The organism is Acidovorax sp. FG60 (assembly GCF_057808995.1).
Genome location: NZ_JBMDJC010000001.1, coordinates 1 through 22775, shown reverse-complemented (window position 1 = coordinate 22775; position 22775 = coordinate 1). Strand labels below are relative to the sequence as shown.

The 22775-nt window shown below is 65.4% G+C and carries 21 protein-coding genes and 1 pseudogene; 14 read left to right on the top strand and 8 right to left on the bottom strand.

The features are described from left to right. Window position 1: 1 nt before the first annotated feature. Window positions 2-448 carry a dUTP diphosphatase gene (dut, locus tag ACODS0_RS00110; RefSeq protein ID WP_121505833.1) on the top strand — a complete coding sequence of 149 codons (447 nt, stop codon included), beginning with the start codon at window positions 2-4 and terminating at the stop codon, window positions 446-448. A 195-nt stretch (window positions 449-643) separates the two neighbouring features. Then, a complete protein-coding gene (locus tag ACODS0_RS00105) occupies window positions 644-1147 on the top strand; it encodes an outer membrane lipoprotein (RefSeq protein WP_121505834.1) in 504 nt (167 codons plus the stop codon). A 59-nt stretch (window positions 1148-1206) separates the two neighbouring features. Here ACODS0_RS00105 and ACODS0_RS00100 read toward each other — a convergent pair whose 3' ends face one another. Then, a complete protein-coding gene (locus ACODS0_RS00100) occupies window positions 1207-1731 on the bottom strand; it encodes an FKBP-type peptidyl-prolyl cis-trans isomerase (protein ID WP_121420676.1) in 525 nt (174 codons plus the stop codon). A gap of 54 nt (window positions 1732-1785) precedes the next feature. Here ACODS0_RS00100 and ACODS0_RS00095 point away from each other — a divergent pair, with 54 nt between their 5' ends. From ACODS0_RS00095 to ACODS0_RS00085, 3 genes are all read left to right on the top strand, one after another. After that, on the top strand, window positions 1786-2910 hold the full coding sequence (locus tag ACODS0_RS00095) for a JmjC domain-containing protein (protein ID WP_488831906.1): 1125 nt from the start codon (window positions 1786-1788) through the stop codon (window positions 2908-2910). A gap of 26 nt (window positions 2911-2936) precedes the next feature. Continuing rightward, window positions 2937-3458: a hypothetical protein gene (locus ACODS0_RS00090; RefSeq protein ID WP_121420674.1), complete on the top strand. Its 522-nt coding sequence runs from the start codon at window positions 2937-2939 to the stop codon at window positions 3456-3458. Between the two features lie 201 nt (window positions 3459-3659). Next, complete coding sequence (locus ACODS0_RS00085; protein ID WP_081474651.1) at window positions 3660-3923, top strand: hypothetical protein; 264 nt, start codon at window positions 3660-3662, stop codon at window positions 3921-3923. A 133-nt stretch (window positions 3924-4056) separates the two neighbouring features. Here the strand turns inward: ACODS0_RS00085 and ACODS0_RS00080 are convergent, their stop codons facing one another. From ACODS0_RS00080 to ACODS0_RS00055, 6 genes are all read right to left on the bottom strand, one after another. Then, a complete protein-coding gene (locus ACODS0_RS00080) occupies window positions 4057-4839 on the bottom strand; it encodes an MBL fold metallo-hydrolase (protein ID WP_488831901.1) in 783 nt (260 codons plus the stop codon). A gap of 90 nt (window positions 4840-4929) precedes the next feature. After that, window positions 4930-6021 (bottom strand): NlpB/DapX family lipoprotein, encoded by a 1092-nt coding sequence (gene bamC / locus ACODS0_RS00075; protein WP_082437569.1) that lies wholly within the window; start codon window positions 6019-6021, stop codon window positions 4930-4932. Window positions 6022-6066: 45 nt separating this feature from the next. Then, entirely contained in the window at window positions 6067-6963 is an 897-nt protein-coding gene (gene dapA, locus ACODS0_RS00070; RefSeq protein WP_121505839.1) for a 4-hydroxy-tetrahydrodipicolinate synthase, read from the bottom strand. A gap of 30 nt (window positions 6964-6993) precedes the next feature. Then, window positions 6994-7548: a class I SAM-dependent methyltransferase gene (locus ACODS0_RS00065; protein WP_121505840.1), complete on the bottom strand. Its 555-nt coding sequence runs from the start codon at window positions 7546-7548 to the stop codon at window positions 6994-6996. Window positions 7549-7627: 79 nt separating this feature from the next. After that, window positions 7628-7795, bottom strand: coding sequence for a hypothetical protein (locus ACODS0_RS00060; protein ID WP_488831897.1), 168 nt, complete (start codon window positions 7793-7795; stop codon window positions 7628-7630). A gap of 24 nt (window positions 7796-7819) precedes the next feature. Continuing rightward, complete coding sequence (locus ACODS0_RS00055; RefSeq protein ID WP_176886538.1) at window positions 7820-9037, bottom strand: MFS transporter; 1218 nt, start codon at window positions 9035-9037, stop codon at window positions 7820-7822. Between the two features lie 130 nt (window positions 9038-9167). Here ACODS0_RS00055 and ACODS0_RS00050 point away from each other — a divergent pair, with 130 nt between their 5' ends. From ACODS0_RS00050 to ACODS0_RS00030, 5 genes are all read left to right on the top strand, one after another. After that, the gene (locus tag ACODS0_RS00050; protein WP_488831894.1) at window positions 9168-11150 is read left to right on the top strand and encodes a DNA topoisomerase IV subunit B; all 1983 of its coding nucleotides are present in this window, start codon (window positions 9168-9170) and stop codon (window positions 11148-11150) included. Between the two features lie 39 nt (window positions 11151-11189). Beyond that, window positions 11190-12023, top strand: a complete 834-nt coding sequence (locus ACODS0_RS00045) for a lytic transglycosylase domain-containing protein (RefSeq protein ID WP_228899446.1) — start codon at window positions 11190-11192, stop codon at window positions 12021-12023. Beyond that, on the top strand, window positions 12020-14377 hold the full coding sequence (gene parC / locus ACODS0_RS00040; protein ID WP_218300626.1) for a DNA topoisomerase IV subunit A: 2358 nt from the start codon (window positions 12020-12022) through the stop codon (window positions 14375-14377). Before ACODS0_RS00045 ends, parC begins: the two co-directional genes overlap by 4 nt. Before the next feature lie 4 nt (window positions 14378-14381). Continuing rightward, window positions 14382-15488 carry a DNA glycosylase AlkZ-like family protein gene (locus ACODS0_RS00035; RefSeq protein ID WP_488831890.1) on the top strand — a complete coding sequence of 369 codons (1107 nt, stop codon included), beginning with the start codon at window positions 14382-14384 and terminating at the stop codon, window positions 15486-15488. A 331-nt stretch (window positions 15489-15819) separates the two neighbouring features. After that, on the top strand, window positions 15820-17631 hold the full coding sequence (locus ACODS0_RS00030; RefSeq protein ID WP_488831888.1) for a methyl-accepting chemotaxis protein: 1812 nt from the start codon (window positions 15820-15822) through the stop codon (window positions 17629-17631). Window positions 17632-17762: 131 nt separating this feature from the next. On the opposite strand, the gene ACODS0_RS00025 is transcribed toward ACODS0_RS00030, so the two are convergent. Then, the gene (locus tag ACODS0_RS00025; protein ID WP_121505846.1) at window positions 17763-18221 is read right to left on the bottom strand and encodes a RidA family protein; all 459 of its coding nucleotides are present in this window, start codon (window positions 18219-18221) and stop codon (window positions 17763-17765) included. Between the two features lie 265 nt (window positions 18222-18486). On the opposite strand from ACODS0_RS00025, the gene ACODS0_RS00020 reads away from it, so the two are divergent. The 4 genes and pseudogenes from ACODS0_RS00020 to ACODS0_RS00005 form a co-directional block, all read left to right on the top strand. Further along, the gene (locus ACODS0_RS00020) at window positions 18487-20967 is read left to right on the top strand and encodes a DNA internalization-related competence protein ComEC/Rec2 (RefSeq protein ID WP_488832637.1); all 2481 of its coding nucleotides are present in this window, start codon (window positions 18487-18489) and stop codon (window positions 20965-20967) included. 67 nt (window positions 20968-21034) lie between these two features. After that, the gene (locus ACODS0_RS00015) at window positions 21035-22570 is read left to right on the top strand and encodes a circularly permuted type 2 ATP-grasp protein (RefSeq protein ID WP_488831886.1); all 1536 of its coding nucleotides are present in this window, start codon (window positions 21035-21037) and stop codon (window positions 22568-22570) included. Window positions 22571-22572: 2 nt separating this feature from the next. Continuing rightward, window positions 22573-22647, top strand: a pseudogene (locus ACODS0_RS00010) (alpha-E domain-containing protein); the annotation flags it as partial. A gap of 74 nt (window positions 22648-22721) precedes the next feature. After that, window positions 22722-22775, top strand: a 54-nt coding sequence (locus ACODS0_RS00005) for an alpha-E domain-containing protein (protein WP_182119858.1), incomplete at its 3' end; no start/stop codon positions are given.

Sequence of the window (22775 nt, the reverse complement as noted above, 5' to 3'; positions counted from 1 at the left end):
CGTGAAGATTGACGTGAAGATTCTGGATCCGCGCATGGCGGACCAATTGCCCACCTATGCCACCCCCGGCAGTGCTGGCCTGGACCTGCGCGCTTGCCTGGATGCTCCGCTCACCCTGCAGCCGAATGCCTGGCAACTGGTGCCCACGGGCATTGCCGTCTACCTCAAAGACCCCGGGTACGCCGCGCTGATCCTGCCGCGCTCGGGTCTGGGCCACAAGCATGGCATCGTGCTGGGCAATCTCGTGGGCCTGATTGACAGCGACTACCAGGGGCAGCTCATGGTGAGCGCCTGGAACCGCAGCAGCACCGCATTCACGTTGGAGCCCATGGAGCGGCTCGCACAGCTGGTGATCGTTCCGGTGGTGCAGGCGCAGTTCAATGTGGTGACTGAGTTTGCAGCGACGGAGCGGGGCGAGGGTGGCTACGGGTCAACCGGGAAGGCCTGAGCACCGGGCTGAATGGGGTCGTGGCAGGTTGGGGTTGTAAGACGCCGCTTACCTTTGGATGGGTTTGTTACTGACGCAGGCGCAGCCCCTGCGTCTACGGGACAGGGGGCTGGGGCGTTGTTCCAATCTAGGTATGCGCACCAAGGCCGGATTCCCTGCAAGCCGTGTGCACCCCCTGACTTTAGGAGTACGAAAATGCTGCAAATTACCCGTTCTTTCGCCATCGTTGGCGCCGTGGTCCTTGTGGGCTCGTTGGCCGCCTGCGGCCACAACCGATCGGCCCCTGCGCCACAATATTCGGGGGGCTACTCGGGCGGCTACCAAACGGCGCCGGCCTACCCGAACAATCCGGCCGGCACGGAGTACGGTCGGGTTTCCAATATCGAAGTGCTGCAGGGGCGGTCGCAAGGCCAGACCTCCGGGGCTGGTGCTGTGATCGGCGCTGTCGTCGGTGGTGTTCTGGGCAACCAGATCGGCAAGGGCTCCGGTCGTGCCGCCGCAACCGGCGTGGGCATTGTTGGAGGCGCAGTAGCAGGCAATGCCATTGAAGGTCGCAACAACAGCCAGGAAGTACAGGGCTACCGCCTGTCGGTGCAACTCGATCACGGCGGCTACCGCGTCTACGACGTAAGCAGCCCCGGCGATCTGCGCATTGGCGACCGTGTACGCCTGTACAACGGCCAGATTTCACGCCTTTAATCGACCATTCGGGCTTGGCTAGGCTCTGAAAACCGTTCAGGGCCTTCCTTTCGCCCAGCTCAGTGGAGCAGGTTACTGCCAGGCGCCTGCGGCTGTACCCGAAAAAAGCCTGTGCCGGCGCTGCCCCGGCCAATTTCCTCTTCGGTGGCTTCCCGCACGGCCTGTACGGTCAACTGCAAGCGCAGCGCAATTCCCGCCAACGGGTGATTGCCGTCCAGGACCACATGCTCCGGATAGATCTCCGTGACCGTGTAGAGCCCCGTGCGGGGGGCATCGGGATTGCAGCCCTCGGGCAGCGCGGCGCCGTCAAACGTCATTCCCTCTTCGATCTCTGCCGGAAAAAGATCGCGTGGCTCCAGGAACAGCAGTTGGTCGTTGAAGTCACCAAACGCATCTTCGGGCTCCAGGTGCAACGCCAGCGTGGCACCGGGGCCGTGGCCTTGCAGGGCTTCTTCGATGCGGGGTAGAAGGTCGTCGCCCCCCACCAGAAACTCTACGGGATCGTCGAGCACATCCAGTTCTTCGCCAAGGGTGTCTTTCAGGGTCCAGGTCAGTGCGACCACACATTGTTGGGTAATTTCCATAGGAGAATTGTCGCAGTTTGACCAACGGCTCCGCAAAGGGGCAGACCAGTTCCCATGGATATCCTGCAACCCCTTACCCTGCTCGGTGGCCTGACCCCCGCCCAGTTCATGCGCCGCCATTGGCAGAAAAAGCCCTTGCTGGTGCGCCAGGCCATTCCCCAGTTTGCTCCTCCTGTGTTGCGGTCGGAGCTGTTCGCGCTGGCCTCCCGGGAGGGCGTGGAGTCCCGCCTCGTGCAAATGGCCAAAGGGGCGTGGAAGCTGCGCCATGGACCCTTTCAAAGGCGTGCCCTGCCTGCGCTCCAGCAGCCCGATTGGACTTTGCTGGTGCAGGGCGTGGACCTGCACAACGACGCCGTGCATGCGCTGATGCAGCAGTTCAGGTTTGTGCCGGAGGCGCGGCTTGATGACCTCATGGTCAGTTATGCGTCCGACGGCGGTGGTGTGGGCCCGCATTTCGACAGTTACGACGTCTTTCTGTTGCAGGCCCACGGAACGCGGCGTTGGCGCATTGGCCGCCAGAAGGATCTCACGCTGCGCGAAGGTATTCCCCTCAAAGTGCTGGCGCAGTTCGAGCCTGAAGAGGAGTACCTGCTGGAGCCGGGCGACATGCTGTACCTGCCGCCGCGTTATGCCCACGATGGCATCGCCGAGGGCGAATGCATGACTTATTCGATCGGCTTTAAGGTGCCGTCGCGCGCCGAACTGGGCCAGGAATTGTTGGTGCGCCTGGCCGAGGACGCTGCGGATCAAGACAAGCCCCTGCTGTACCGCGATGCCCAGCAGGAAGCTGTGTCTCAACCTGCGGCCATTCCGGCGGGTTTGCAGGACTTCGCGCGGGATGCTTTGAGCCGCGCACTGGCGCAGCCCCTTGTTTTGGAGCGCGCACTGGGGGAGTATCTGACTGAGCCCAAGCCGAATGTGTGGTTCGAACCCGGCGATACAGGCGTGATGCTGGAAGGGGTGCGCCTGGACCGCCGCAGCCGCATGATGTACGACACGCACCATGTGTTCATCAATGGCGAGAGCTACCGCGCAGCAGGCCGCGATGCAACGCTAATGCGCCGCCTGGCTGATGAACGTCAGTTGACCGCCCGCGAGCTTGCGCGCGCCAGTGACGACGCGCTGGAACTGCTGTCGTCCTGGTGTGATGCGGGCTGGGCCCACGTCTGGGCTGGATAGATCGAAGCACGCCAGGAGACACCGCCATGACCGAGACTTCTGCCAGTTCCGCCGATTCGCGGCCCGATCTCCCGGTGGGTCGTTTCAGCAGCCGTGAAGTGTTTCAGCAAATGGTGCGCGACGCGATTGCCACAGCCGCCCGGGATGGCTGGAAGGAAATTGTGATCAGCGATGCGAATTTCCATGACTGGCCCCTGGGCGAACGCAGTGTGGTGGAGGCCTTGCAGGATTGGGCCCATGGAAGTCGGCGTTTCACCATGCTGGCGTGCAGCTACGATGATGTGATCCGTCGGCACGCGCGTTTTGTGCGTTGGCGGGGCACCTGGGACCACATCATCAATTGCCGTCGCAGCCCGGCGGCTGATCCCCTGGATATTCCCAGTGCATTGTGGTCCCCGCACTGGGTGATGCAACGGCTGGACCCGGAGCGGTGCGTGGGGGTTGCAGGCTTTGAACCAGATCGCCGTGTGTTGCTGCGCGAGACGCTCAACGAGTGGGTGCGCAGCAAAAGCACGCCCGGTTTCCCCGCATCGACGCTGGGGTTATGAGCCAAATGCGCGCTGTGCGCCTTGTCAATTGGGCGTAAAGGTTTCGTCAGTGTTAGTCTGTATTGACTAAATACCAATATAATCAGCGGCTGCGCCGAAAAGGTGCAAGCCAAGCGCATTGTGCCAAAGCGTACCGGGGCTTCCAAAAAGCCTGACGCCGTGGCTTTTCAAGATTCTGTCTGTCCAACTAGGAAAATCGAAATGAAGAACTCTCTCGTTCTGGCCGCCCTGATCGCCGCTGCTGCACTCGCCGCTTGTGGCAAGAAGGAAGAGCCCGCTCCTGCTCCAGCACCAGCTGCCGTGGAAGCCCCAGCTCCAGCACCCGCACCAGCTCCTGCCGCTTCTGAAGCCGCTCCTGCCGCTTCCGACGCTGCCTCGGCTGCTGCTGCACCTGCTGCCGATGCTGCCAAGGCTGCCGCTGACGCTGCTGCCACCGCTGCTACTGGCGCTTCCGCAGCCAAGTAATTCGCTGCAGGCCGCAGCAGGTTGCAAAACCTGCTATCGACCGAGAGCCCCGCACCGCAAGGTCGGGGCTTTTTCTTTTTTGGGGCGTTTTCCTTCCCCGGAGTTGGTCGTTTGCGGCGTTACCGGAGTCACTTCATCCTGCAACTGCCAGCCAGGGCGTTCCCACCGTTGGGCTGGCGACGGTGATTTCCTCGGCGGGCCACTCCAGTGCAAGGCCTAGCGCCTGTTGAGCGAGGCCGGGTGCATTGTTCTGTGCGCTCAAGTGGGCGGCCACCACACGCTGCAGGCCAGGGTGCCGCACGGCACGCAGGATGTCGGCTGCCGCAAAATTGGCCAAGTGCCCATACGGTCCCCCGACGCGGCGTTTCAAGAAGGTCGGGTACCGGGATGCTTCGAGCATTGCGGGGTCGTGGTTGGCTTCAATCATCAACGCATGGCAGCCTTGTAGTTGCTGCAGAACATGGTCGCTGGCGTGGCCCAGGTCGGTGAGCACGCCCAGGTGGGATGCGCCGTCCGAGCAGCGCAGCTGCAGCGGCTCGCGCGCATCGTGGGGCACCGTGAAGGGCAGGGCGCTGAAGGTGCCGAGGTCCAGAGCCTGCATGTCGTGTGCGATGCGCAGCATGCCATCAAAGTCGGGGGCTCCGAGGGCGGTGTAGGTGCCCTGGCTCATCCATACCGGGATGCGGTAGCGCACGGCCACGGCCAGTGCACAGCCGATGTGGTCCGAGTGTTCGTGGGTGATGAAGACGGCATCCAGGTCTTCGATCTGCAACTGCGCTTGCGCCAGGCGGGTCTGCAGTTGCCGGATGCCGAATCCGCAATCGATCAGCAGGCGGCGTACCTGTGTGCCGCTGCTGCCTTCCACCACCGTGGCATTGCCCGTGCTGCCGCTACCCAGGTTCTTGAAACGCAGCATGTCGTGGTTGAAGGCGCTTGCCGCGCAGCACCTCTGTAGCCTGGGCCCCGGGCCCAGGCAGGGGGAGCGAAGAGGCGCGCGGTTCGTCGCTTATTTCAGATCGTCGGCAATCACGCGGACGATGCGCTCGGCATTGGCGGACGATTCGGGGACGCCGGCTTCGTTGAGCACCGATACCGTGGTGGACTCCCCTTGGCTGCGCACCAGGATGCGGTACTTGAGTGGAGGTGTGGCGTTGGACGAGCTGAAGAGTTTGCCGAAGAACCCTGGCTCCTTCTTCTCGGCATTGGGCGCCACATAGCGCACAAAGTAGGTGCCTTCATTGCGATTGCGGTCTTCCACCGTGAAGCCGGTGCGGTCCAGGGCCAGGCCGATGCGGCGCCAGGCGCGGTCAAAACCCTCGTCAAGCTGGACCACGGGTTTGTTGTCTACCGTGGCCATGCGGGCCGACTGAGCGCGTGGGGCGGGGGCTGCAGCCACTGCCTTGGACTGCTCTTGGCTCACGCCCAGCTTGACCATCAGGCGGCGCAGGAATTCGGTTTCGAGTTCCGGGTCGGAGGGGCGGGGTTGCCACACGGTGCTGTCTTTGGAAACGTTGCCGTAGACCTCAATCATGCCGCGGTGGGTGATGTAGATCTCGGTGCCGCCATTGGCGTTGCGCTCCAGGCGCGTTCGGAACTTGTCGCGTTCACCGGTGGAGTACAGCGAGTCGAGCAGCTTGCCCAGGGTCGATCGGATGAAATCCTGCGGCAGCTTGGCGCGGTTTTCGGCCCAGTCGGTTTCCATGATGCCCACGTTGGCGTCTGCCTGCGCCAGGTTGAAGCCGCTTTCCTGCCAGAAGTCGCGCACGGGTTCCCAGAGCTTGTCGGCCGGGCGGTTGACCACCAGCCAGCGCTGGTTGCCGTCGCGCTCGATGCGCACGTCGCCCAGTTGCAGGGCTGCGGCGTTGGCGGTGCCCGATGGCTGAGCAGCCTGGCCGGCCTGCATGGCGGCGGCCGAGACGGCGCCGCCTGGGACGTTGTAGCGTGAATCACGCGACAGCTGGGTCAGGTCTGGCGGGACTTCCAGGGTCGAGCCTTTGGTCGCGCTCTTGTAGTCGATCTTGTCGCCCTCCAGGGCGGCACAGGCAGACAGGGCCATGGCAAGGGCCAGCAGGCTCAGGCGGGTGGTAGCAGCTTTCACGCGGAAATCCTTGGAGAGTGTCTCGGGGAGCGGGCGCAGCCCGGATTAGATCAGGCCGCTGGTGCGCAGCGCAGATTCGACCACAGCCTCGTTGCTGGTGGTCAGCGGCGTCATGGGCAGGCGCATCGTGCCACCGCACAGGCCCATGCGGGCCATGGCCCACTTGACCGGGATGGGGTTGGCTTCGACAAACAGGTTCTTGTGCACCGGCATCAGCTTGAACTGGATTTCCATGGCCCGGCGTGCATCGCCCGCCAGGGCAGCCACACACAGTTCGTGCATGAGGCGCGGGGCGACGTTGGCCGTCACGCTGATGTTGCCGTGGCCTCCGCACAGCATCAGCGCCACAGCGGTCGGGTCGTCGCCCGAATACACGCCAAAGCCCTGGGGCACGTCGCGGATGAGCCACTGGGCGCGTTCGATGTTGCCGGTGGCTTCCTTGATGCCGATGATGCCGGGCACCTGGGTCAGGCGCAGCACGGTGTCGTGTTGCATATCGGCCACCGAGCGGCCGGGCACGTTGTACAGCACGATGGGCAGGTCGCCCGTGGCTTCGGCAATCGCCTTGAAATGCTGGAACTGGCCCTCTTGCGTAGGCTTGTTGTAGTACGGCACGACCTGCAACTGGCTGTCGGCCCCCACGCCGCGCGCGAACTTGGCCAGCTCGATGGCTTCGGCGGTGGAGTTGGCGCCACAGCCCGCCATGATGGGCACGCGCTTGGCAGATTGCTCCACGGCCACGCGGATGATCTCGCAATGTTCTTCGACGTTGACGGTGGGCGACTCGCCCGTGGTGCCCACCACGCCGATGCAGTCGGTGCCTTCGGCAATGTGCCAGTCGATCAGTTTGCGCAGGGCCGGGTAGTCCACGCTACCGTCCTCGTGCATGGGTGTGACGAGGGCGACGATGCTGCCGGTGAGAGCGACGGAGGAAGAGGTCATGTCCGCAGTGGTAAACGGTAAAAGAGCATTCTAACTAGCCCACATGGGCAGAAGATGTCGTGAGGGTCCCCCAGGCGGCGGGAGTTCCCGCACGGCCGTGATGCGTTGCACAAAACGGTCGGGGTTTTTTTGGAAGCCGTCTTCATAGGCCAGCGTGCGCAGCCCCGTGCAGGCGGTCAGCAGTTCTCCGGGCCGCAGCAGGAACTCCGGCCGGGCCGGGCGGCCCACAGTTTCGTTGCCGTGTGCAAAGGTCTCGTAGATCAGCACACCGCCTGGGGCCACGCTTTCCACCAGGGTGGCCAGCAGGGGCCGCCACAGGTAGTTGGTGACCACCACGGCACCAAACTGGCGGCCTGCAAAGGGCCATGGGCCGCTCTCGATGTCGGCCAGTACCAGTTCACCCAGACCCTCGCAAGCGGCCAGAGCCTCGGCAGAGCGGTCCACCCCCACCACGGAGTGCCCCAGGCCGCGCAGCCAGCGCAGGTGGCGCCCGGCGCCGCAAGCCACGTCGAGCACCGTGCTGCCCGGCGCAATCAGGTGGGACCAGCGGCGGACCCAGTCGGAGGGAGCTTCGTTACCGTGCATATGCTATTGAAAATATAGCTATCAGCGCTTGTCCATCAAGCGCTAGCGGCCAAAAAACTTGAAAGAGGAAGGCGCGGGCTCAGAAGCACGCCCACATCTGGTCGGCCAGCATCACCATGAAGTCCGGCACCGTGTACATGCCAAACACCGTCAGGCACAGCACCACCGCCGTGATCCAGCCAAGCCAGCGCCATACCCGTGGCACGCTGCTGCCGGGCGGGGTGGTGGATGCGCTGACGGTGGGCATGAAGAAGTTCTTTGCAGGGGATGGTCAGGCAGGTTGGGCTGCGCCGCGCTGGATGGGGCTTTCCCGGACCGGCAGGTTTACCAGCCCGGCAAAAACACCCAGGCCGATGGCGATGTACCAGACGATATCGTAGCTGCCCGTCGCGTCATACAGATAGCCCCCCAGCCACACGCCCAGGAAGCTGCCGATCTGGTGGCTGAAGAACACGAAGCCGCCCAGCATCGACAGATGCTGCACGCCAAAGATTTGCGCGATGGTGGCGTTGGTGGGCGGAATGGTAGACAGCCACAGCGTGCCCATCACCGCCGAGAACACATACACCGACAGCGGCGACAGCGGCACCAGCAAGAACACGCTGATGGCCGCAGCCCGCGCAAAGTAGATAAAAGCCAGGATGAACCGCTTGGGCATGCGCTGGCCCAGCGTGCCAGCCACATAGGTGCCCAGCACATTGAACAGGCCAATCAGCGCCAGCGCATAGCTGGCCACCTGGGGCGACAGGCCGTGGTCCTTGAGGTAGCTGGGCATGTGCACGCCGATGAACACCACCTGGAATCCACAGACGAAGTAGCCCGCCATCAACAGGTTGAAACTGGGGTAGCGGAACGCCTCGCCCAGCGCTTGCAGGATCGTCTGCTCGCGCTTGACCGGGGCCGCTCCCGCGAAGTTGGGCTCGCGCAGCCCAAAGGCCAGCGGCACGATGAGCAGCACCATCAAGGACAGCGCCAGCAGCGCCTGCTGCCAACCCAATCCGGCAATCAGCCAGCCTTCCACCGGCACCATGAGGAACTGGCCGAACGAGCCAGCCGCCGCGGCCACACCCATGGCCCAGGACCGGCGTTCGGGTGCAATCTGGCGCCCCAGCACACCGTAGATCACGGCGTAGGTGGTGCCTGCCTGGGCCGCGCCAATCAGCACGCCCGCCGTCAGCGCAAACAGCGTGGGCGTGGGCGACAGTGCCATGCCCGCCAGGCCCAGGCCGTACAGCACGGCACCGCCCATCAGCACGCGGAACGCGCCAAACCGGTCGGCCACCATGCCCGCAAAAATGCCGATCAGGCCCCAGGACAGGTTCTGGATGGCAATTGCCAGTGCGAACGACTGGCGCGTCCAGCCCATCTCCTGGGTGATGGGCAAGAGCCAGAGCCCGAAGCCGTGGCGGATGCCCATCGACAGGGTCACGATGGCCGCGCCGCAGGCCAGCACCTGGAACATGGACAGTTTGGGAGGATTCGTATGCATGCGCAGGAATGTAGCCAGATTGCGTGAAACGTGCTGATACACCGGGGACCAATACAGTTGGTAGCAGGGGCGAAGGTGGGGCTGGTTTTATATCCAGCTATTGCTGCGTTGCCGCACTACAATCCGCCCCATGTCTGCCAAACCGTCTTCTGCATCCGCCAGCGAATATTCCGAAGGCTCGATCCGCGTGCTTAAGGGCCTGGAGCCCGTCAAGCAACGCCCGGGCATGTACACCCGCACCGACAACCCCCTGCACATCGTTCAGGAGGTGCTGGACAACGCGGCCGACGAGGCGCTGGCCGGGCACGGCAAGAAGATCCGCGTCACGCTGCATGCCGACGGCTCGGTCAGCGTGGAGGACGACGGCCGGGGCATTCCGTTTGGCATGCACCCCGAGGAAAACGCCCCGGTGATCGAACTGGTGTTCACCCGGCTGCACGCGGGTGGCAAGTTCGACAAGGGCAAGGGCGGCGCCTACAGCTTCTCGGGCGGCCTGCACGGCGTGGGCGTGAGTGTGACCAACGCTTTGGCCACACGGCTGGAGGCAACGAGCTACCGCGAAGGCAAGGCGGCACGCCTGGTGTTCTCGGCCGGTGACGTGATCGAACCCCTGGTGGCCCGACCGCTGGAGGCGGGCGAGCGCAAGCAGGGCACCTCGGTCCGAGTGTGGCCCGACGCCAAGTATTTCGAATCGAGCGTGCTGCCCATGGGCGAGCTCACCCACCTGCTGCGCAGCAAGGCGGTGCTGATGCCCGGCGTGACGGTGCAGCTTGTCAACGAGAAAACCCGCGACACGCAAACCTGGCAGTACAAGGGCGGCCTGCGCGACTACCTCATGCAGACGCTCAACGGCGACCCGGTGATCCCGCTGTTTGAAGGCGAAGGTTTTGCCGACCGCAACAACGAAAGTTTTGCCGAAGGCGAGGGCGCATCCTGGTGTGTTGCCTTCACCGAAGACGGCCAGCCCGTGCGCGAGAGCTACGTCAACCTGATTCCCACGAGCGCAGGCGGCACGCACGAGAGCGGCCTGCGCGACGGCCTGTTCAATGCGGTCAAGAGCTTTATCGAACTGCACAGCCTGTTGCCCAAGGGCGTGAAGCTTCTGCCTGAGGACGTGTTTGCGCGCGCCAGCTATGTCCTCTCAGCCAAGGTGCTCGACCCGCAGTTCCAGGGCCAGATCAAGGAGCGCCTGAACTCGCGCGACGCGGTGCGCCTGGTCAGCGGCTTTGTGCGCCCCGCGCTGGAGCTGTGGCTGAACCAGCATGTGGAATACGGCAAGAAGCTCGCCGAGCTGGCCATCAAGGCCGCGCAGACGCGCCAGAAGGCCGGGCAGAAGGTTGAAAAACGCAAGGGCTCCGGCGTGGCCGTGTTGCCCGGCAAGCTCACCGACTGCGAAAGCAAGGACATCGCCCACAACGAAGTCTTCCTGGTCGAGGGCGACTCGGCTGGCGGCAGCGCCAAGATGGGCCGCGACAAGGAAAGCCAGGCCATCCTGCCGCTGCGCGGCAAGGTGCTCAACACCTGGGAGGTGGAGCGCGACCGGCTGTTTGCCAACAACGAAATCCACGACATCTCGGTGGCCATCGGCGTAGACCCGCACGGCCCCAACGACACGCCGGATTTGAGCGGCCTGCGCTACGGCAAGGTTTGCATCTTGAGTGACGCCGACGTGGATGGCTCGCACATCCAGGTGCTGCTGCTCACCCTGTTCTTCCGCCATTTTCCCAAGCTCATCGAGGCGGGCCACATCTACGTGGCGCGCCCGCCGCTGTTCCGCGTGGATGTACCCGCGCGCGGCAAGAAGCCCGCCGCCAAGATGTATGCGCTGGACGATGGCGAACTGACTGCCATCCTCGACAAGTGCGCCAAGGACGGTGTGCCCAAAGAGAAGTGCCAGATCAGCCGCTTCAAGGGCCTGGGCGAGATGAACGCCGAGCAGCTGTGGGAAACCACGCTCAACCCCGACACCCGCCGCCTGCTGCCCGTGCAGCTGGGCGACATGGACTTTGCCGCCACCGAGGGTCTCATCACCAAGCTCATGGGCAAGGGCGAAGCCGCCGCGCGCCGTGAGCTGATGGAGTTGCATGGCGATGCGGTCGAGATCGATATCTGACCGCATCGACGCGCTCCGCCCGGTGTTTGTGATCAAAATATGAATAAAAACAGTGCCCTGCGCTTGTCTGTATTGGGTTTGCTGCTATGTTTTGTGCAGCAAATGGCCCATGCGGACCTGTGGGCGCATGTGGACGAGCGTGGCGTGACGCACTTTGCGGCCGAGCAGGTCGATGCGCGCTACCAGCTGTTTTTTCGCGGCAACGACTTTGACTCCACCCGCGACGCGCCTGCCAATGCGTCGCCCATGCCCTACGCGCTGCCCGCAGCGGGCGCGCGCCTGCTGGCCTTTTTTGACATCGCCCCCGACTACAAACGCGTCAAACACCACCTGCGCGCTGCGTCCGCCAAACACGGTGTGGACTACGAGCTGCTGCAGGCCGTGATCGCGACCGAGTCCGGCTTTGACGCCACCGCCGTGTCGCCCAAGGGCGCCGTGGGCCTGATGCAGGTGATGCCCGCCACCGCCAACCGCTTTGGTGTGAGCAGCGACGCCAAGCGCACGGTGGAACAGAAGCTGGCCGACCCGGCGGTGAATGTGCCCACTGGCACCCGTTACCTGCGCCACCTGCTGGACCTGTTCCCCGGTCGCATGGACCTGGCCGTGGCGGCCTACAACGCCGGTGAAGGTGCGGTACAGCGCGCGGGCAACCAAATCCCCGCGTACAAGGAAACGCAGAGCTATGTGCGCACCGTGCTGGGCCTGTATGCCCAGCTCAAGCCCCCGGCACCCGTGCTGGCACAGCGTGCAGCGCCTGGCCGCGTACGCATGGAGCTCTCGGGCGGTGCCACCAACAGGGGCAACCTGCCGCCCACCCGCGTCGCGCAGACACGCGACCAGAACCTGAATCAAGAACCTGTAGTTAACGAATGAGCGACCAACCGACTTTGGATTTCACCACCGCAGGCGATGACGGGGGCGACTCCCTGGGCCTGGCGGGCTATGCCCAGCGCGCCTACCTTGAATACGCACTGTCGGTCGTCAAGGGCCGTGCATTACCCGATGTGTGCGACGGCCTCAAGCCCGTGCAGAGGCGCATCCTGTATTCGATGGACCGCATGGGCCTGGGCTACAGCGGCCCCACGCGCAATACTGCCGCCAAGCCGGTCAAGAGCGCCCGCGTGGTGGGCGATGTGCTGGGCCGCTTCCACCCGCATGGTGACCAGTCGGCCTACGACGCGCTGGTGCGCATGGCGCAGGACTTTGCCCAGCGCTACCCGCTGATCGACGGCCAGGGCAACTTCGGCAGCCGCGATGGCGATGGCGCCGCTGCCATGCGCTACACCGAGGCGCGCCTGTCGCGCATCACCAGCCTGCTGCTCGACGAGATCGACGAAGGCACCGTGGATTTCATGCCCAACTACGACGGCAGCACTGAGGAGCCGCGCCAGTTGCCCGCCCGCCTGCCGTTTGCGTTGCTCAACGGCGCCAGCGGCATCGCCGTGGGCCTGGCCACCGAAATCCCCAGCCACAACCTGCGCGAGATTGCCGACGCCTGCATTGCGCTCATCAAGACACCTTCGCTGAGCCAGGACGAGCTGCTGGCCATCGTGCCCGGGCCCGACTACCCCGGCGGTGGCCAGATCATCAGCAGCCCCGGTGACATTGCCGATGCCTACCGCACCGGCCGGGGCAGCCTCAAGGTGCGCGCGCGCTGGAAGATCGAGGAACTGGCGCGTGGCCAGTGGCAACTGGTGGTGAACGAGCTGCCACCGGGCGTGAGCACGCAGCGCGTGCTCGAAGAGATCGAGGAAATCACCAACCCCAAAGTCAAGGCCGGCAAGAAGGCGCTGAGCCAGGACCAGACGCAACTGAAGGCCAGCATCCTGGCCGTGCTGGATGTCGTGCGCGACGAATCCAGCAAAGACGCCCCCGTGCGCCTGGTGTTCGAGCCCAAGACGGGCAAGACCCCGCAGCAGGAGCTGATCACCGCGCTGCTGGCGCACACCAGCCTGGAGACCTCGGCCCCCATCAACCTCACCATGGTGGGGCTCGACGGCAAGCCGGTGCAAAAGTCGCTGCGTGTGATGCTGGAAGAGTGGATCGCCTTCCGCCAGACCACGATCACGCGCCGCAGCCAGCACCGCCTGAACAAGGTGCTCGAGCGCATCCACATCCTCGAAGGGCGGCAGACCGTGCTGCTCAACATCGACGAGGTGATCGCCATCATCCGTGCGGCCGAGGAGCCCAAGGCCGCGCTGATTGCGCGCTTCAACCTCAGCGATCGACAGGCCGAAGACATCCTGGAAATTCGCCTGCGCCAGCTTGCGCGGCTCGAAGCCATCAAGATCGAGCAGGAACTGAAAGAACTGCGCGAAAGCCAGGGCAAGCTAGAAGACATTCTGAACAACCCCGGCTCGCTGCGCCGAACCATGGTCAAGGAGATCGAGGCCGACGCCAAGACCTTTGCCGATGCGCGCCGCACGCTGATACAGGCCGAGAAAAAGGCTGTGGCCGAAGTGAAGGTGGTGGACGAGCCTGTCACGGTGATCGTCTCGCAAAAAGGCTGGGTGCGCGCTCGCACCGGCCATGGCCACGAGGCTGCCAGTTTTGCCTTCAAGGCGGGCGATGGCCTGTATGGCACGTTTGAATGCCGCACGGTCGATACCTTGCTGGCCTTTGGCAGCAATGGCCGCGTGTACTCGGTGGCGGTGTCATTGCTGCCCGGCGCACGCGGTGACGGCCAGCCGGTGACCACGCTGATTGAGTTGGAAGCCGGCACCCAACTGCTGCACTACTTTGCAGGGCCCGCCAACGCCACGCTGCTGCTGTCCAACTCCGGTGGCTACGGCTTTCTGGCGGCGGTGGAGAACATGGTCTCGCGCCAGAAGGGCGGCAAGGCCTTCCTCACGTTGGGCGAGGGCGAGACGGTGTGTGTGCCTTCGCATGCTGCGGGCACCACGGGCAGCAAGCCCGTGCTGCCTGCCACGCATGTGGCCTGTGCCTCCACGGGCGGGCGCATCCTCACGTTCGAGATCACCGAGCTGAAAACCATGGTCAACGGCGGTCGCGGGCTGATGCTGATTGACCTGGAAGACAAGGACCAGCTGGCGGGAGCCGCAGCCTACACACGCAGCATTCGCCTGGATGGCATTGGCCGGGGCGGCAAGCAGCGCGACGAGACGCTCGAGATCCGCAGCCTGAACAACGCCCGCGCCGCGCGAGGCCGCAAGGGCAAGGCGGCGGACCTGGGCTTCAAGCCCAACGCAGTGACGCGCGTGGAGTAAGACTGTGGCGTCGCGCTCACCCACGCTGGATGAGCTGCGCCGCTACGCGATTGCGCGCAGCCTGTTCAAACCGCTGACGCTGCCCGGCGCAATCCGCAAGCTGGGGTTTGTGCAGGCTGACCCGATGCGAGCACCCGCGCGGGCGCAGGACCTGATTTTGCGTCTGCGGGTGCGCGACTACCGCGCGGGTGACCTGGAACGCCGCTACGAGCGCTTAGGTATTGAAGAAGACGCCTTCGTTAACTACGGCTTTGTGTCCCGCGAGATGCTGACGCTGCTGCACCCGCGCACGCCGCGCAGGCCGTGGGACGCCGCCACTACCGAACGTGCGCGTGAGGTGCTGGCGTTTGTGCAGGAGCGGGGCATGGTGCACCCGCGCGAAGTGAGCGAAGCGTTTGCGCACCATGGCCGCGTGGCGGGCTACTGGGGCGGCGAGCTCAATGCCAGCACACGCCTGCTGGATGCGATGCACCACCACGGCTGGTTGCGGGTGTGCCGCCGCGAGTCGGGCACTCGGGTGTATGCACCCGTTGCGCACCCCGAGCAGGACGTCAGCCCCGCCGCACGTTTGGCCCGCGCCGAAGCCCTGGTGGATCGCATCGTGGCGCTGTATGCCCCGTTGCCTGCCCCCAGCCTGGGCTACCTGGTCACGCTGCTGCGCTATGGCGCACCGCAGCTGGCTGCCGAGGCGCGCGCGGTGGCCAAGGCCGCACCGTCACGCTACGGCCATGCGGTGGTCGATGGAACCACCTGGTTTTGGCCTGTCGCTGAAAGTCCGGCATCGCACCGCCACCAGCCGGATAACGGCGTGCGGCTATTGGCACCGTTCGATCCCGTGGTGTGGGACCGACGCCGCTTCGAGATGCTGTGGGGCTGGGCGTACCGGTTCGAGGCGTATGTACCGGCGCCCAAGCGCACCATGGGCCACTATGCGTTGCCGGTGCTGTGGGGCGAACAGATGGTGGGCTGGGCCAACCTGCGCGTGGAGCGCGGTCGGCTGCAGCATGCTCTGGGTTTTGTGGCCGGGCGCCCACCACGCGACGCGGGGTTCCGGCGCGCGCTGGGCGAGGAACTGGCGCGTTTTGAGGCCTTCCTCGGCTCCGCAGCCTGACAGCCCGCTCATGCACCCGGCACCCCGGGCCTGCGAGTTAGCACCTGTCGCCAGTTTTTTTCAGGGTGTTGCAGCGGACGACAGGGGCCGCTGGCACCGCGCTTTTGTCGACGATGGGCGTACAGATGGCATGCGAATGGGGCATTCGCCCGAGCGACACGACTTGCTGAAACCCCGTGGCCGAACTCTGGCGGCGCGATGATGCCCGCCCCGGGAGGTGTGGTGGGGCCCATGCAGGCAGGGCAGACCCTGATGTGCAGTGACTGAGTTTGTGCAATCGTGAAAAAGCGTGCAACATCTGTACACAAACACAACGCTTCAGGAGGCAACCATGCCCAAGCATCTTCGGATGGCTCACAAGCTCTGGCTGGCGGTGATTTTGATTGTGGTCATGCTGGTGGCGGTGGTGGGCTTTGCGGCCTACCGGTCTGCCAAGGTACAGGCCCATGCTGATGCGGTGAGCAAAGACATGGAGTCGCGCGTGCAGGCGGCATTGCGCTGGTCGGGTCTTACCGAGACCAATGCCGCCAGAACCCAGGCCCTGATCGTCAGCAGCGACCCGGCCGTCGAAGCCGAGTTCAAGGATGTGATCACGGCCACATCGGCGCAGATCAGCGAAGTGCAAAAGTCGCTGGAATCCATGGCCCTGTCAGAGGCCGACAAGCAGCAGATGGCCAAGATCGCCGCTGCGCGCAAGACCATGATCGACCTGCGCGGCGAGGCCCGCAAACTCAAGAGCGATGGGCAGCAAGAACAGGCTGTGACGTTGATCACCCAGAAGTACAACCCTTCGGTGGCGGCCTACACCACCACGCTGCGTGAGTTCGTTCAGCAGCAGCAGCAAGGCGCCGAGGCCGTTCAGAAGCAGATGGCGGCAGAGCGCATGCTGACGGTCAAGATTGCTGCCGTGGCCGTGGGCCTGCTGCTGCTGGCCATCATTGTGGGTGCCTACTACCTGATCGGCAGCATCCAGCGGCCCTTGGAGCAGGCCAACGGGCTGGCCGAACGCATTGCGGGGGGCGACCTGAGCATGCAGGAATCCGTGACCCGGGGCGACGAGTTTGGCGACCTGCTGCGTTCGCTGTATGCCATGAGCAGCGCCTTGGGTCGCATGGTGCACCAGGTGCGCCAGAGCACCGACAGCATCGCCATCGCCAGCGCCGAGATCGCCACGGGCAACCACGACCTGTCGGCCCGCACCGAGCAGACCTCCAGCAACCTGCAGGAGACGGCGGCCGCCATGGAGCAGTTCACCAGCACCATCCAGCAAAGCGCAGGCAGTGCGCAGCAGGCCAGCAGCCTGGCGGCGGGCGCCACGGGCGTGGCGCGCCGGGGCGGCGAGGTGGTGAACCAGGTGGTGGCCACGATGGAGGACATCAACCACAGCAGCAAGAAGATCGCGGACATCATTGGCGTGATTGATGGCATAGCGTTTCAGACCAACATCCTCGCGCTGAACGCCGCTGTGGAAGCTGCCCGCGCGGGTGAGCAGGGCCGGGGTTTTGCGGTGGTGGCCAGCGAGGTGCGCAGCCTTGCCCAGCGCAGCGCCGAGGCCGCCAAGGAGATCAAGTTGCTCATCAGTGCATCGGTCGAGAAGGTGGAGACGGGCTCGCGCCTGGTGTCGGACGCGGGCACCACCATGACCGACATCGTGCAGTCGGTGCAGCGCGTGACCGACATGATTGGCGAGATCACCGCAGCATCGTCCGAACAGAGTGCGGGGGTGTCGCAGGTCAACAAGGCGATCAGCAACCTCGACCAGATGACGCAGCAGAATGCGGCGCTGGTGGAAGAAAGCGCCGCCGCCGCCCAGAGCCTGCGTGAGCAGGCAGACCACCTGGCGCGCGAGGTGTCCATGTTCAAGGTGAATGCCGCCAGCTATGGGCCCGCGCAGGCGGCCATTGGTGCGGCGCGCGCCACGGCTGCCCAGCGGCCACAGGCACCCGCCGCTACCGCTGTCCCCTCGGCACCCGCACGGCCTGCACCGGGTTCTGGTGCGAGGGCACTCCACGGCACGCCCGCTGCGGTGGCCAAGGCTCCGGCTGCAGCGGCCGCTGTTGCCAAGGTATCTGTCGCACCTGCACCCGCCAGCCGCAAGCCCGCGGTGGCCCAGGGATCGGAAGAGGACTGGGAGTCTTTCTGACGCTCTGACAACTGGCAGCCATGGTGTCATGGCGGCTGGGAGGGGCGTATCCGTCACCGCCCAGCGCAGAAAACAAAAAAATCCATGGCAGTCATGCCATGGGTTTTTTTTGGTGAGGGGGGTGGGGTCTGTCAGGCCAGCTCTGCGATCAGCTCGATTTCCACGCAGGCGCCCAGGGGGATCTGCGCCACGCCAAAAGCGCTGCGGGCGTGCACGCCTTTTTCGCCAAAGACCTGGCCCAGCAGTTCGCTGGCACCGTTGGTCACCAGGTGCTGCTCGGTGAAATCACCCGTGGAATTCACCAGGCTCATGACCTTGACGATGCGCTTGACGCGGTTGAGGTCGCCGCCACAGGCAGCCTGCAACGTGCCCATGAGGTCAATCGCTACCGAGCGTGCAGCTTCCTTGCCTTCTTCGGTGCCGATATCGCGGCCAAACTGCGCGGCCCAGGGCTTGCCGTCCTTGCGTGCGATGTGGCCGGACAGGAACACCAGGTTGCCCGTCTGTACATAGGGCACATAGGCGGCAGCGGGCACCGACACGGGGGGCAGGGTGATGTTGAGTTCTTTCAGCTTGTCGTAAACGCTCATGGTCTTTCCTCGGTTTGGCGTGAAGGTGGATGGCGGGGGCTGGCCGGTGTAGGTGCGCCGGCACGGCCTGCTGGTCAGCGCGGTGGCTTCGCGGTCCGGCGACACCCGGATGGCCGCGAGTGTTACACAGCCTGGTGTGCAGAATCCAGCGGCCAGCCCCCAGGCATCGCATTAGCATCAGCCCATGCCCGCCATAAGCGCCCCTAATGCCATTTCATCCGCCCCTGTGGGCCTGGATGGCGCCGTGGCCAGCGAAAGCTCCGCGATGGTCGCCGCCGTTCCCTGGCGCTTGCCTGCGTGGCTGCTGGGGGCCGTATTGGGGGCCGCGCTGCAGCTACAGCAGCCGGTGTTGTGGCCCGGGGTGGTCTACGGGGCTGTTCTGGTGGCGGCGTGTGTGGTGGGCGGGTGCGCGCGGGCAGCGTCCAGACGCAGCAGATGGGGCGCTCATGCTGCCACCGCGCTGGCCGTGGGCGCCGGAGTGCTGGTGATGTTCGCCCTGTGTGGGCTGCGCGCTGTGGACTATGCGGTCCAGGGCCTCGCGCCCGCGCTGGAGGGCCAGGACATCAGGGTGACCGGCGTGGTGGCGGCCATGCCCCAAACCAACGAGGCTGGCACCCGCATCCGCGTGGACGTGGAGGCCGCGCGCCTGAACGGTGCCCCGGTGACGCTGCCGCCGCGCATCGATGTGGCCTGGTACGGCGGCCCGTTCCGCGATGCGGCCGGAACCTTGGACCTGCAGCGCCCACCGCCCGCCCTGAAAGCCGGCGACCGCTGGGCGTTGACGGTGCGCCTGAAGGCGCCGCACGGGCTGCGCAACCCACATGGTTTTGACTACGAGTTGTGGATGTGGGAGCAGGGCGTGCAGGCCACAGGCTACGTGCGTGCAGGGCCCAAGGACGAGCCGCCGGAGTTTGTGGCTGCAACCTGGCTGCATCCGGTGGAGCGGGCGCGGCAGTCGGTGCGCGATGCGATCCTGGAGCGCCTGGCGGGCGATCAGGATGGCAGTGACCCGGCCCGCACGCGCGTTGCGGGCGTGGTGGCGGCTTTAGTGACGGGTGACCAGCGCGCCATTGACCGTGCCGATTGGGATGTGTTCCGCGCCACGGGCGTGGCTCACCTCATGAGCATCTCCGGGCTTCACATCACCTTGTTTGCCTGGCTGGCCGCGCTGGTGGTGGGTGCCCTGTGGCGGCGTTCCACCCGGCTGTGCCTGGCGGTGCCCGCGCCCTCTGCAGCACTGGCCGCCGGGGTGGTGCTGGCGGCAGCCTACGCGCTGTTCAGCGGCTGGGGCGTGCCTGCACAGCGCACGGTGATCATGCTGGCGGCCATTGCCGTGCTGCAGCTCAGCGGCCGCCGCTGGCCCTGGCCGCAGGTGTGGCTGTGGGCGTGCGCGGTCGTGGTGGTGGCAGACCCGTGGGCGTTGGCGCAGGCGGGCTTTTGGCTGAGCTTTGTGGCGGTGGGTATTCTGTTTGCTACTAGTTCAATAGCTGGTAGCGCTTATCCATCGAGCGCTAGGCGCCATTTTTATGCTTTGATTCGGGAGCAGTGGGTGGTGACGCTGGCGCTCACGCCCCTGACCCTGCTGCTGTTTGGCCAGGTGTCGGTGGTGGGTCTTGCCGCCAACCTGGTGGCGATTCCCTGGGTCACCCTGGTGGTCACCCCGCTGGCGTTGGGCGGCGTGCTGTGGGCGCCCTTGTGGAGCCTGGCCGCCCTCAGTTTGCAGCCGCTGGCAGCCCTGCTGCAATGGCTGGCGTTGTGGCCCTGGGCCGTGGTCTTCCTGCCTGCCGCGCCGTTGTGGGCGGGCATGCTGGCCGTGGCCGGAGGCGCGCTGCTGGCCACGCGCCTGCCCTGGCGGCTGCGGCTGCTGGCACTTCCCCTCCTGTGGCCCGCGCTGTGGTGGCAGCCGGTGCGCCCGGCGGCAGGGCAGTTTGAACTGCTGGCCGCAGACATCGGCCAGGGCAATGCGGTGCTGGTGCGCACCGCCACCCACACGCTGCTGTACGACGCAGGGCCGCGCTTCAGCCGCGAGAGCGACGCGGGCCACCGCGTGCTGGTGCCGCTGCTGCGGGCACTGGGGGAGCGCGTGGACACCCTCATGCTCAGCCACCGCGATGCAGACCACACCGGCGGTGCGGCCGCGGTGCTGGCGCAGCAGCCGCATGCGGAGCTGGTGGGCTCGATCGAGGCAGAGAACACCTTGCAGGCCTTGCGCCCAGTCCAGCCCTGCCTGGCGGGCCAGCGCTGGGAGTGGGATGGTGTGGCTTTCGAAGTGCTGCACCCGCAGCCGGACGACGCGGCGGTGCGCAGCGTGCGCCCCAATGCGCTGAGCTGTGTGCTGCGCATCACCTCCGCCGGGCCGCAGGGCGTGTCGGCCTTGCTGGTGGGCGACATCGAAGCCCCGCAGGAACAGGCCCTGCTGGCGCGCGGTGCGGCGCTCCAGGCCGACCTGCTGCTGGTGCCCCACCACGGCAGCAAGACATCGTCATCCCCGGCGTTTCTGGATGCCGTCCAGCCGCGCACTGCTTTGGTGCAAGCCGGGTACCGCAACCGCTTTGGCCATCCAGCCCCGGAGGTGCTGCAGCGCTATCGCCTTCGCGACATCAAGGTGGTGGAGTCTTCGCGCTGTGGCGCCGCGACCTGGGCCTCTGCCAAACCCGCAGCAATAGGGTGTGAACGCGATGCGGGCCGACGCTACTGGCAGCACCAGATGGTGCCCCGGGCGGACTCAGCAGGCGCGATGCCGTAGTGCCACCAGGGGCCGTTTGCAGAGTGTGGGCGCGCAACTTGCTATCCTGTCTTCAGGAGGCCAGTTCATGCAGAAATTTGACGAGATGTACGCCATGCTGCCTTTTGATGGCAGCGATGTGCGGGAACACTACAAGCGCTACGCGCAGTGGTTGAGCAAACAGCCCCCTGATGTGATGCAGGCCCGCAGGGCCGAAGCCGAGATGATCTTCCGGCGCGTGGGCATTACCTTTGCCGTTTACGGCGCAAAGGACGAGGGCGGCGCGGGCAATGAGCGGTTGATTCCGTTTGACCTGATTCCGCGCATCATTCCGGCCCATGAGTGGAGCAGCATGCAGCAGGGGCTGGTGCAGCGGGTCACGGCGCTCAATCGCTTCATCCACGACGTGTACCACGGGCAGGACATCATCCGCGCCGGCATCGTGCCCGCCGACCTCATCCTCAACAACGCGCAGTACCGGCCCGAGATGGCCGGGTTGCATGTGCCGCAGAACATCTATGCGCACATTGCCGGCATCGACATCGTGCGCGCCCCCAACGCGCAGGGCGAGGGCGAGTACTACGTGCTGGAAGACAACCTGCGCGTGCCCAGCGGCGTGAGCTACATGCTGGAAAACCGCAAGATGATGATGCGGCTGTTCCCCGAGCTGTTTAGCCTGCACAAGGTGGCGCCCGTGGCCCACTACCCCGACATGCTGCTCGAAACCCTGCGCGCCAGCGCGCCCGCAGCGGCCGACGAGCCCACGGTGGTGGTGCTCACGCCCGGCATGCACAACAGCGCGTACTTCGAGCATGCCTTCCTCGCGCAGCAGATGGGCGTGGAGCTGGTCGAAGGGCAGGACCTCGTCGTCAAGGACAAGTTCGTCTACATGCGCACCACGCGCGGCCTGCAGCGGGTGGACGTGATCTACCGCCGGGTGGACGACGACTTCCTCGATCCGCAGGTCTTCCGCCGCAACTCCACGCTGGGCTGCCACGGTCTCATGGAGGCCTACCGCGCAGGCAACGTGGGCATCTGCAACGCCGTGGGAACGGGCGTGGCCGACGACAAGTCGGTGTACCCCTACGTGCCCGAGATGATCCGCTTCTACCTGGGGCAGGAGCCCATCCTCAAGAACGTGCCCACGTGGATGTGCCGCAAGCAGGACGATCTGCAGCATGTGCTGGCCAACCTGAAGGACCTGGTCGTGAAGGAAGTGCACGGCGCCGGTGGCTACGGCATGCTGATCGGCCCCGCCGCCACGCAGGCCGAGATCGAGGACTTCCGCCGTGCGCTGCTGGCCAACCCGGCGGGCTACATCGCCCAGCCCACGCTCAGCCTGTCGAGCTGCCCGACCTATGTGGAAAGCGGCATCGCCCCGCGCCACATCGACCTGCGCCCCTTCGTGCTCAGCGGTCGCGAGGTGCAGATGGCCGCAGGGGGCCTCACGCGCGTGGCACTGCAAGAGGGCTCGCTGGTGGTGAATTCGTCGCAGGGCGGCGGCACCAAGGACACCTGGGTGCTGGGCGAGGGTGCGCCTGCCGCGCAACCCAAGGCCGTGCAATCCCAGTCGCAATCGCAATCCCAGGGCCAGTCGCAAAGTCAATCGCAAGGGAGCCTCTGAACATGCTGAGCCGCACCGCCGACCATCTGTTCTGGATGTCCCGCTACACCGAGCGGGCTGAAAAGCCCCATGCCATGGGGCTTTCGACACAACACCGCGTGCGTGCGCAGCACGTGCGGGGTTCTCAGCCCTGCTCGTTCAAGGAGGCCGCATGCTGAGCCGCACCGCCGACCATCTGTTCTGGATGTCCCGCTACACCGAGCGG

Excerpts from the sequence above, each read along its gene's own strand:
- dapA (WP_121505839.1), bottom strand. The coding sequence starts at position 6,963 with ATGACCTCTTCCTCCGTCGCTCTCACCGGCAGCATCGTCGCCCTCGTC.
- ACODS0_RS00030 (WP_488831888.1), top strand. The coding sequence starts at position 15,820 with ATGCCCAAGCATCTTCGGATGGCTCACAAGCTCTGGCTGGCGGTGATT.
- ACODS0_RS00020 (WP_488832637.1), top strand. The coding sequence starts at position 18,487 with ATGGTCGCCGCCGTTCCCTGGCGCTTGCCTGCGTGGCTGCTGGGGGCC.
- ACODS0_RS00065 (WP_121505840.1), bottom strand. The coding sequence starts at position 7,548 with ATGCACGGTAACGAAGCTCCCTCCGACTGGGTCCGCCGCTGGTCCCAC.
- ACODS0_RS00095 (WP_488831906.1), top strand. The coding sequence starts at position 1,786 with ATGGATATCCTGCAACCCCTTACCCTGCTCGGTGGCCTGACCCCCGCC.
- ACODS0_RS00085 (WP_081474651.1), top strand. The coding sequence starts at position 3,660 with ATGAAGAACTCTCTCGTTCTGGCCGCCCTGATCGCCGCTGCTGCACTC.
- ACODS0_RS00025 (WP_121505846.1), bottom strand. The coding sequence starts at position 18,221 with ATGAGCGTTTACGACAAGCTGAAAGAACTCAACATCACCCTGCCCCCC.
- ACODS0_RS00015 (WP_488831886.1), top strand. The coding sequence starts at position 21,035 with ATGCAGAAATTTGACGAGATGTACGCCATGCTGCCTTTTGATGGCAGC.
- ACODS0_RS00060 (WP_488831897.1), bottom strand. The coding sequence starts at position 7,795 with ATGCCCACCGTCAGCGCATCCACCACCCCGCCCGGCAGCAGCGTGCCA.
- parC (WP_218300626.1), top strand. The coding sequence starts at position 12,020 with ATGAGCGACCAACCGACTTTGGATTTCACCACCGCAGGCGATGACGGG.
- ACODS0_RS00050 (WP_488831894.1), top strand. The coding sequence starts at position 9,168 with ATGTCTGCCAAACCGTCTTCTGCATCCGCCAGCGAATATTCCGAAGGC.
- ACODS0_RS00080 (WP_488831901.1), bottom strand. The coding sequence starts at position 4,839 with ATGCTGCGTTTCAAGAACCTGGGTAGCGGCAGCACGGGCAATGCCACG.
- ACODS0_RS00055 (WP_176886538.1), bottom strand. The coding sequence starts at position 9,037 with ATGCATACGAATCCTCCCAAACTGTCCATGTTCCAGGTGCTGGCCTGC.
- ACODS0_RS00090 (WP_121420674.1), top strand. The coding sequence starts at position 2,937 with ATGACCGAGACTTCTGCCAGTTCCGCCGATTCGCGGCCCGATCTCCCG.
- ACODS0_RS00045 (WP_228899446.1), top strand. The coding sequence starts at position 11,190 with ATGAATAAAAACAGTGCCCTGCGCTTGTCTGTATTGGGTTTGCTGCTA.
- ACODS0_RS00100 (WP_121420676.1), bottom strand. The coding sequence starts at position 1,731 with ATGGAAATTACCCAACAATGTGTGGTCGCACTGACCTGGACCCTGAAA.
- ACODS0_RS00105 (WP_121505834.1), top strand. The coding sequence starts at position 644 with ATGCTGCAAATTACCCGTTCTTTCGCCATCGTTGGCGCCGTGGTCCTT.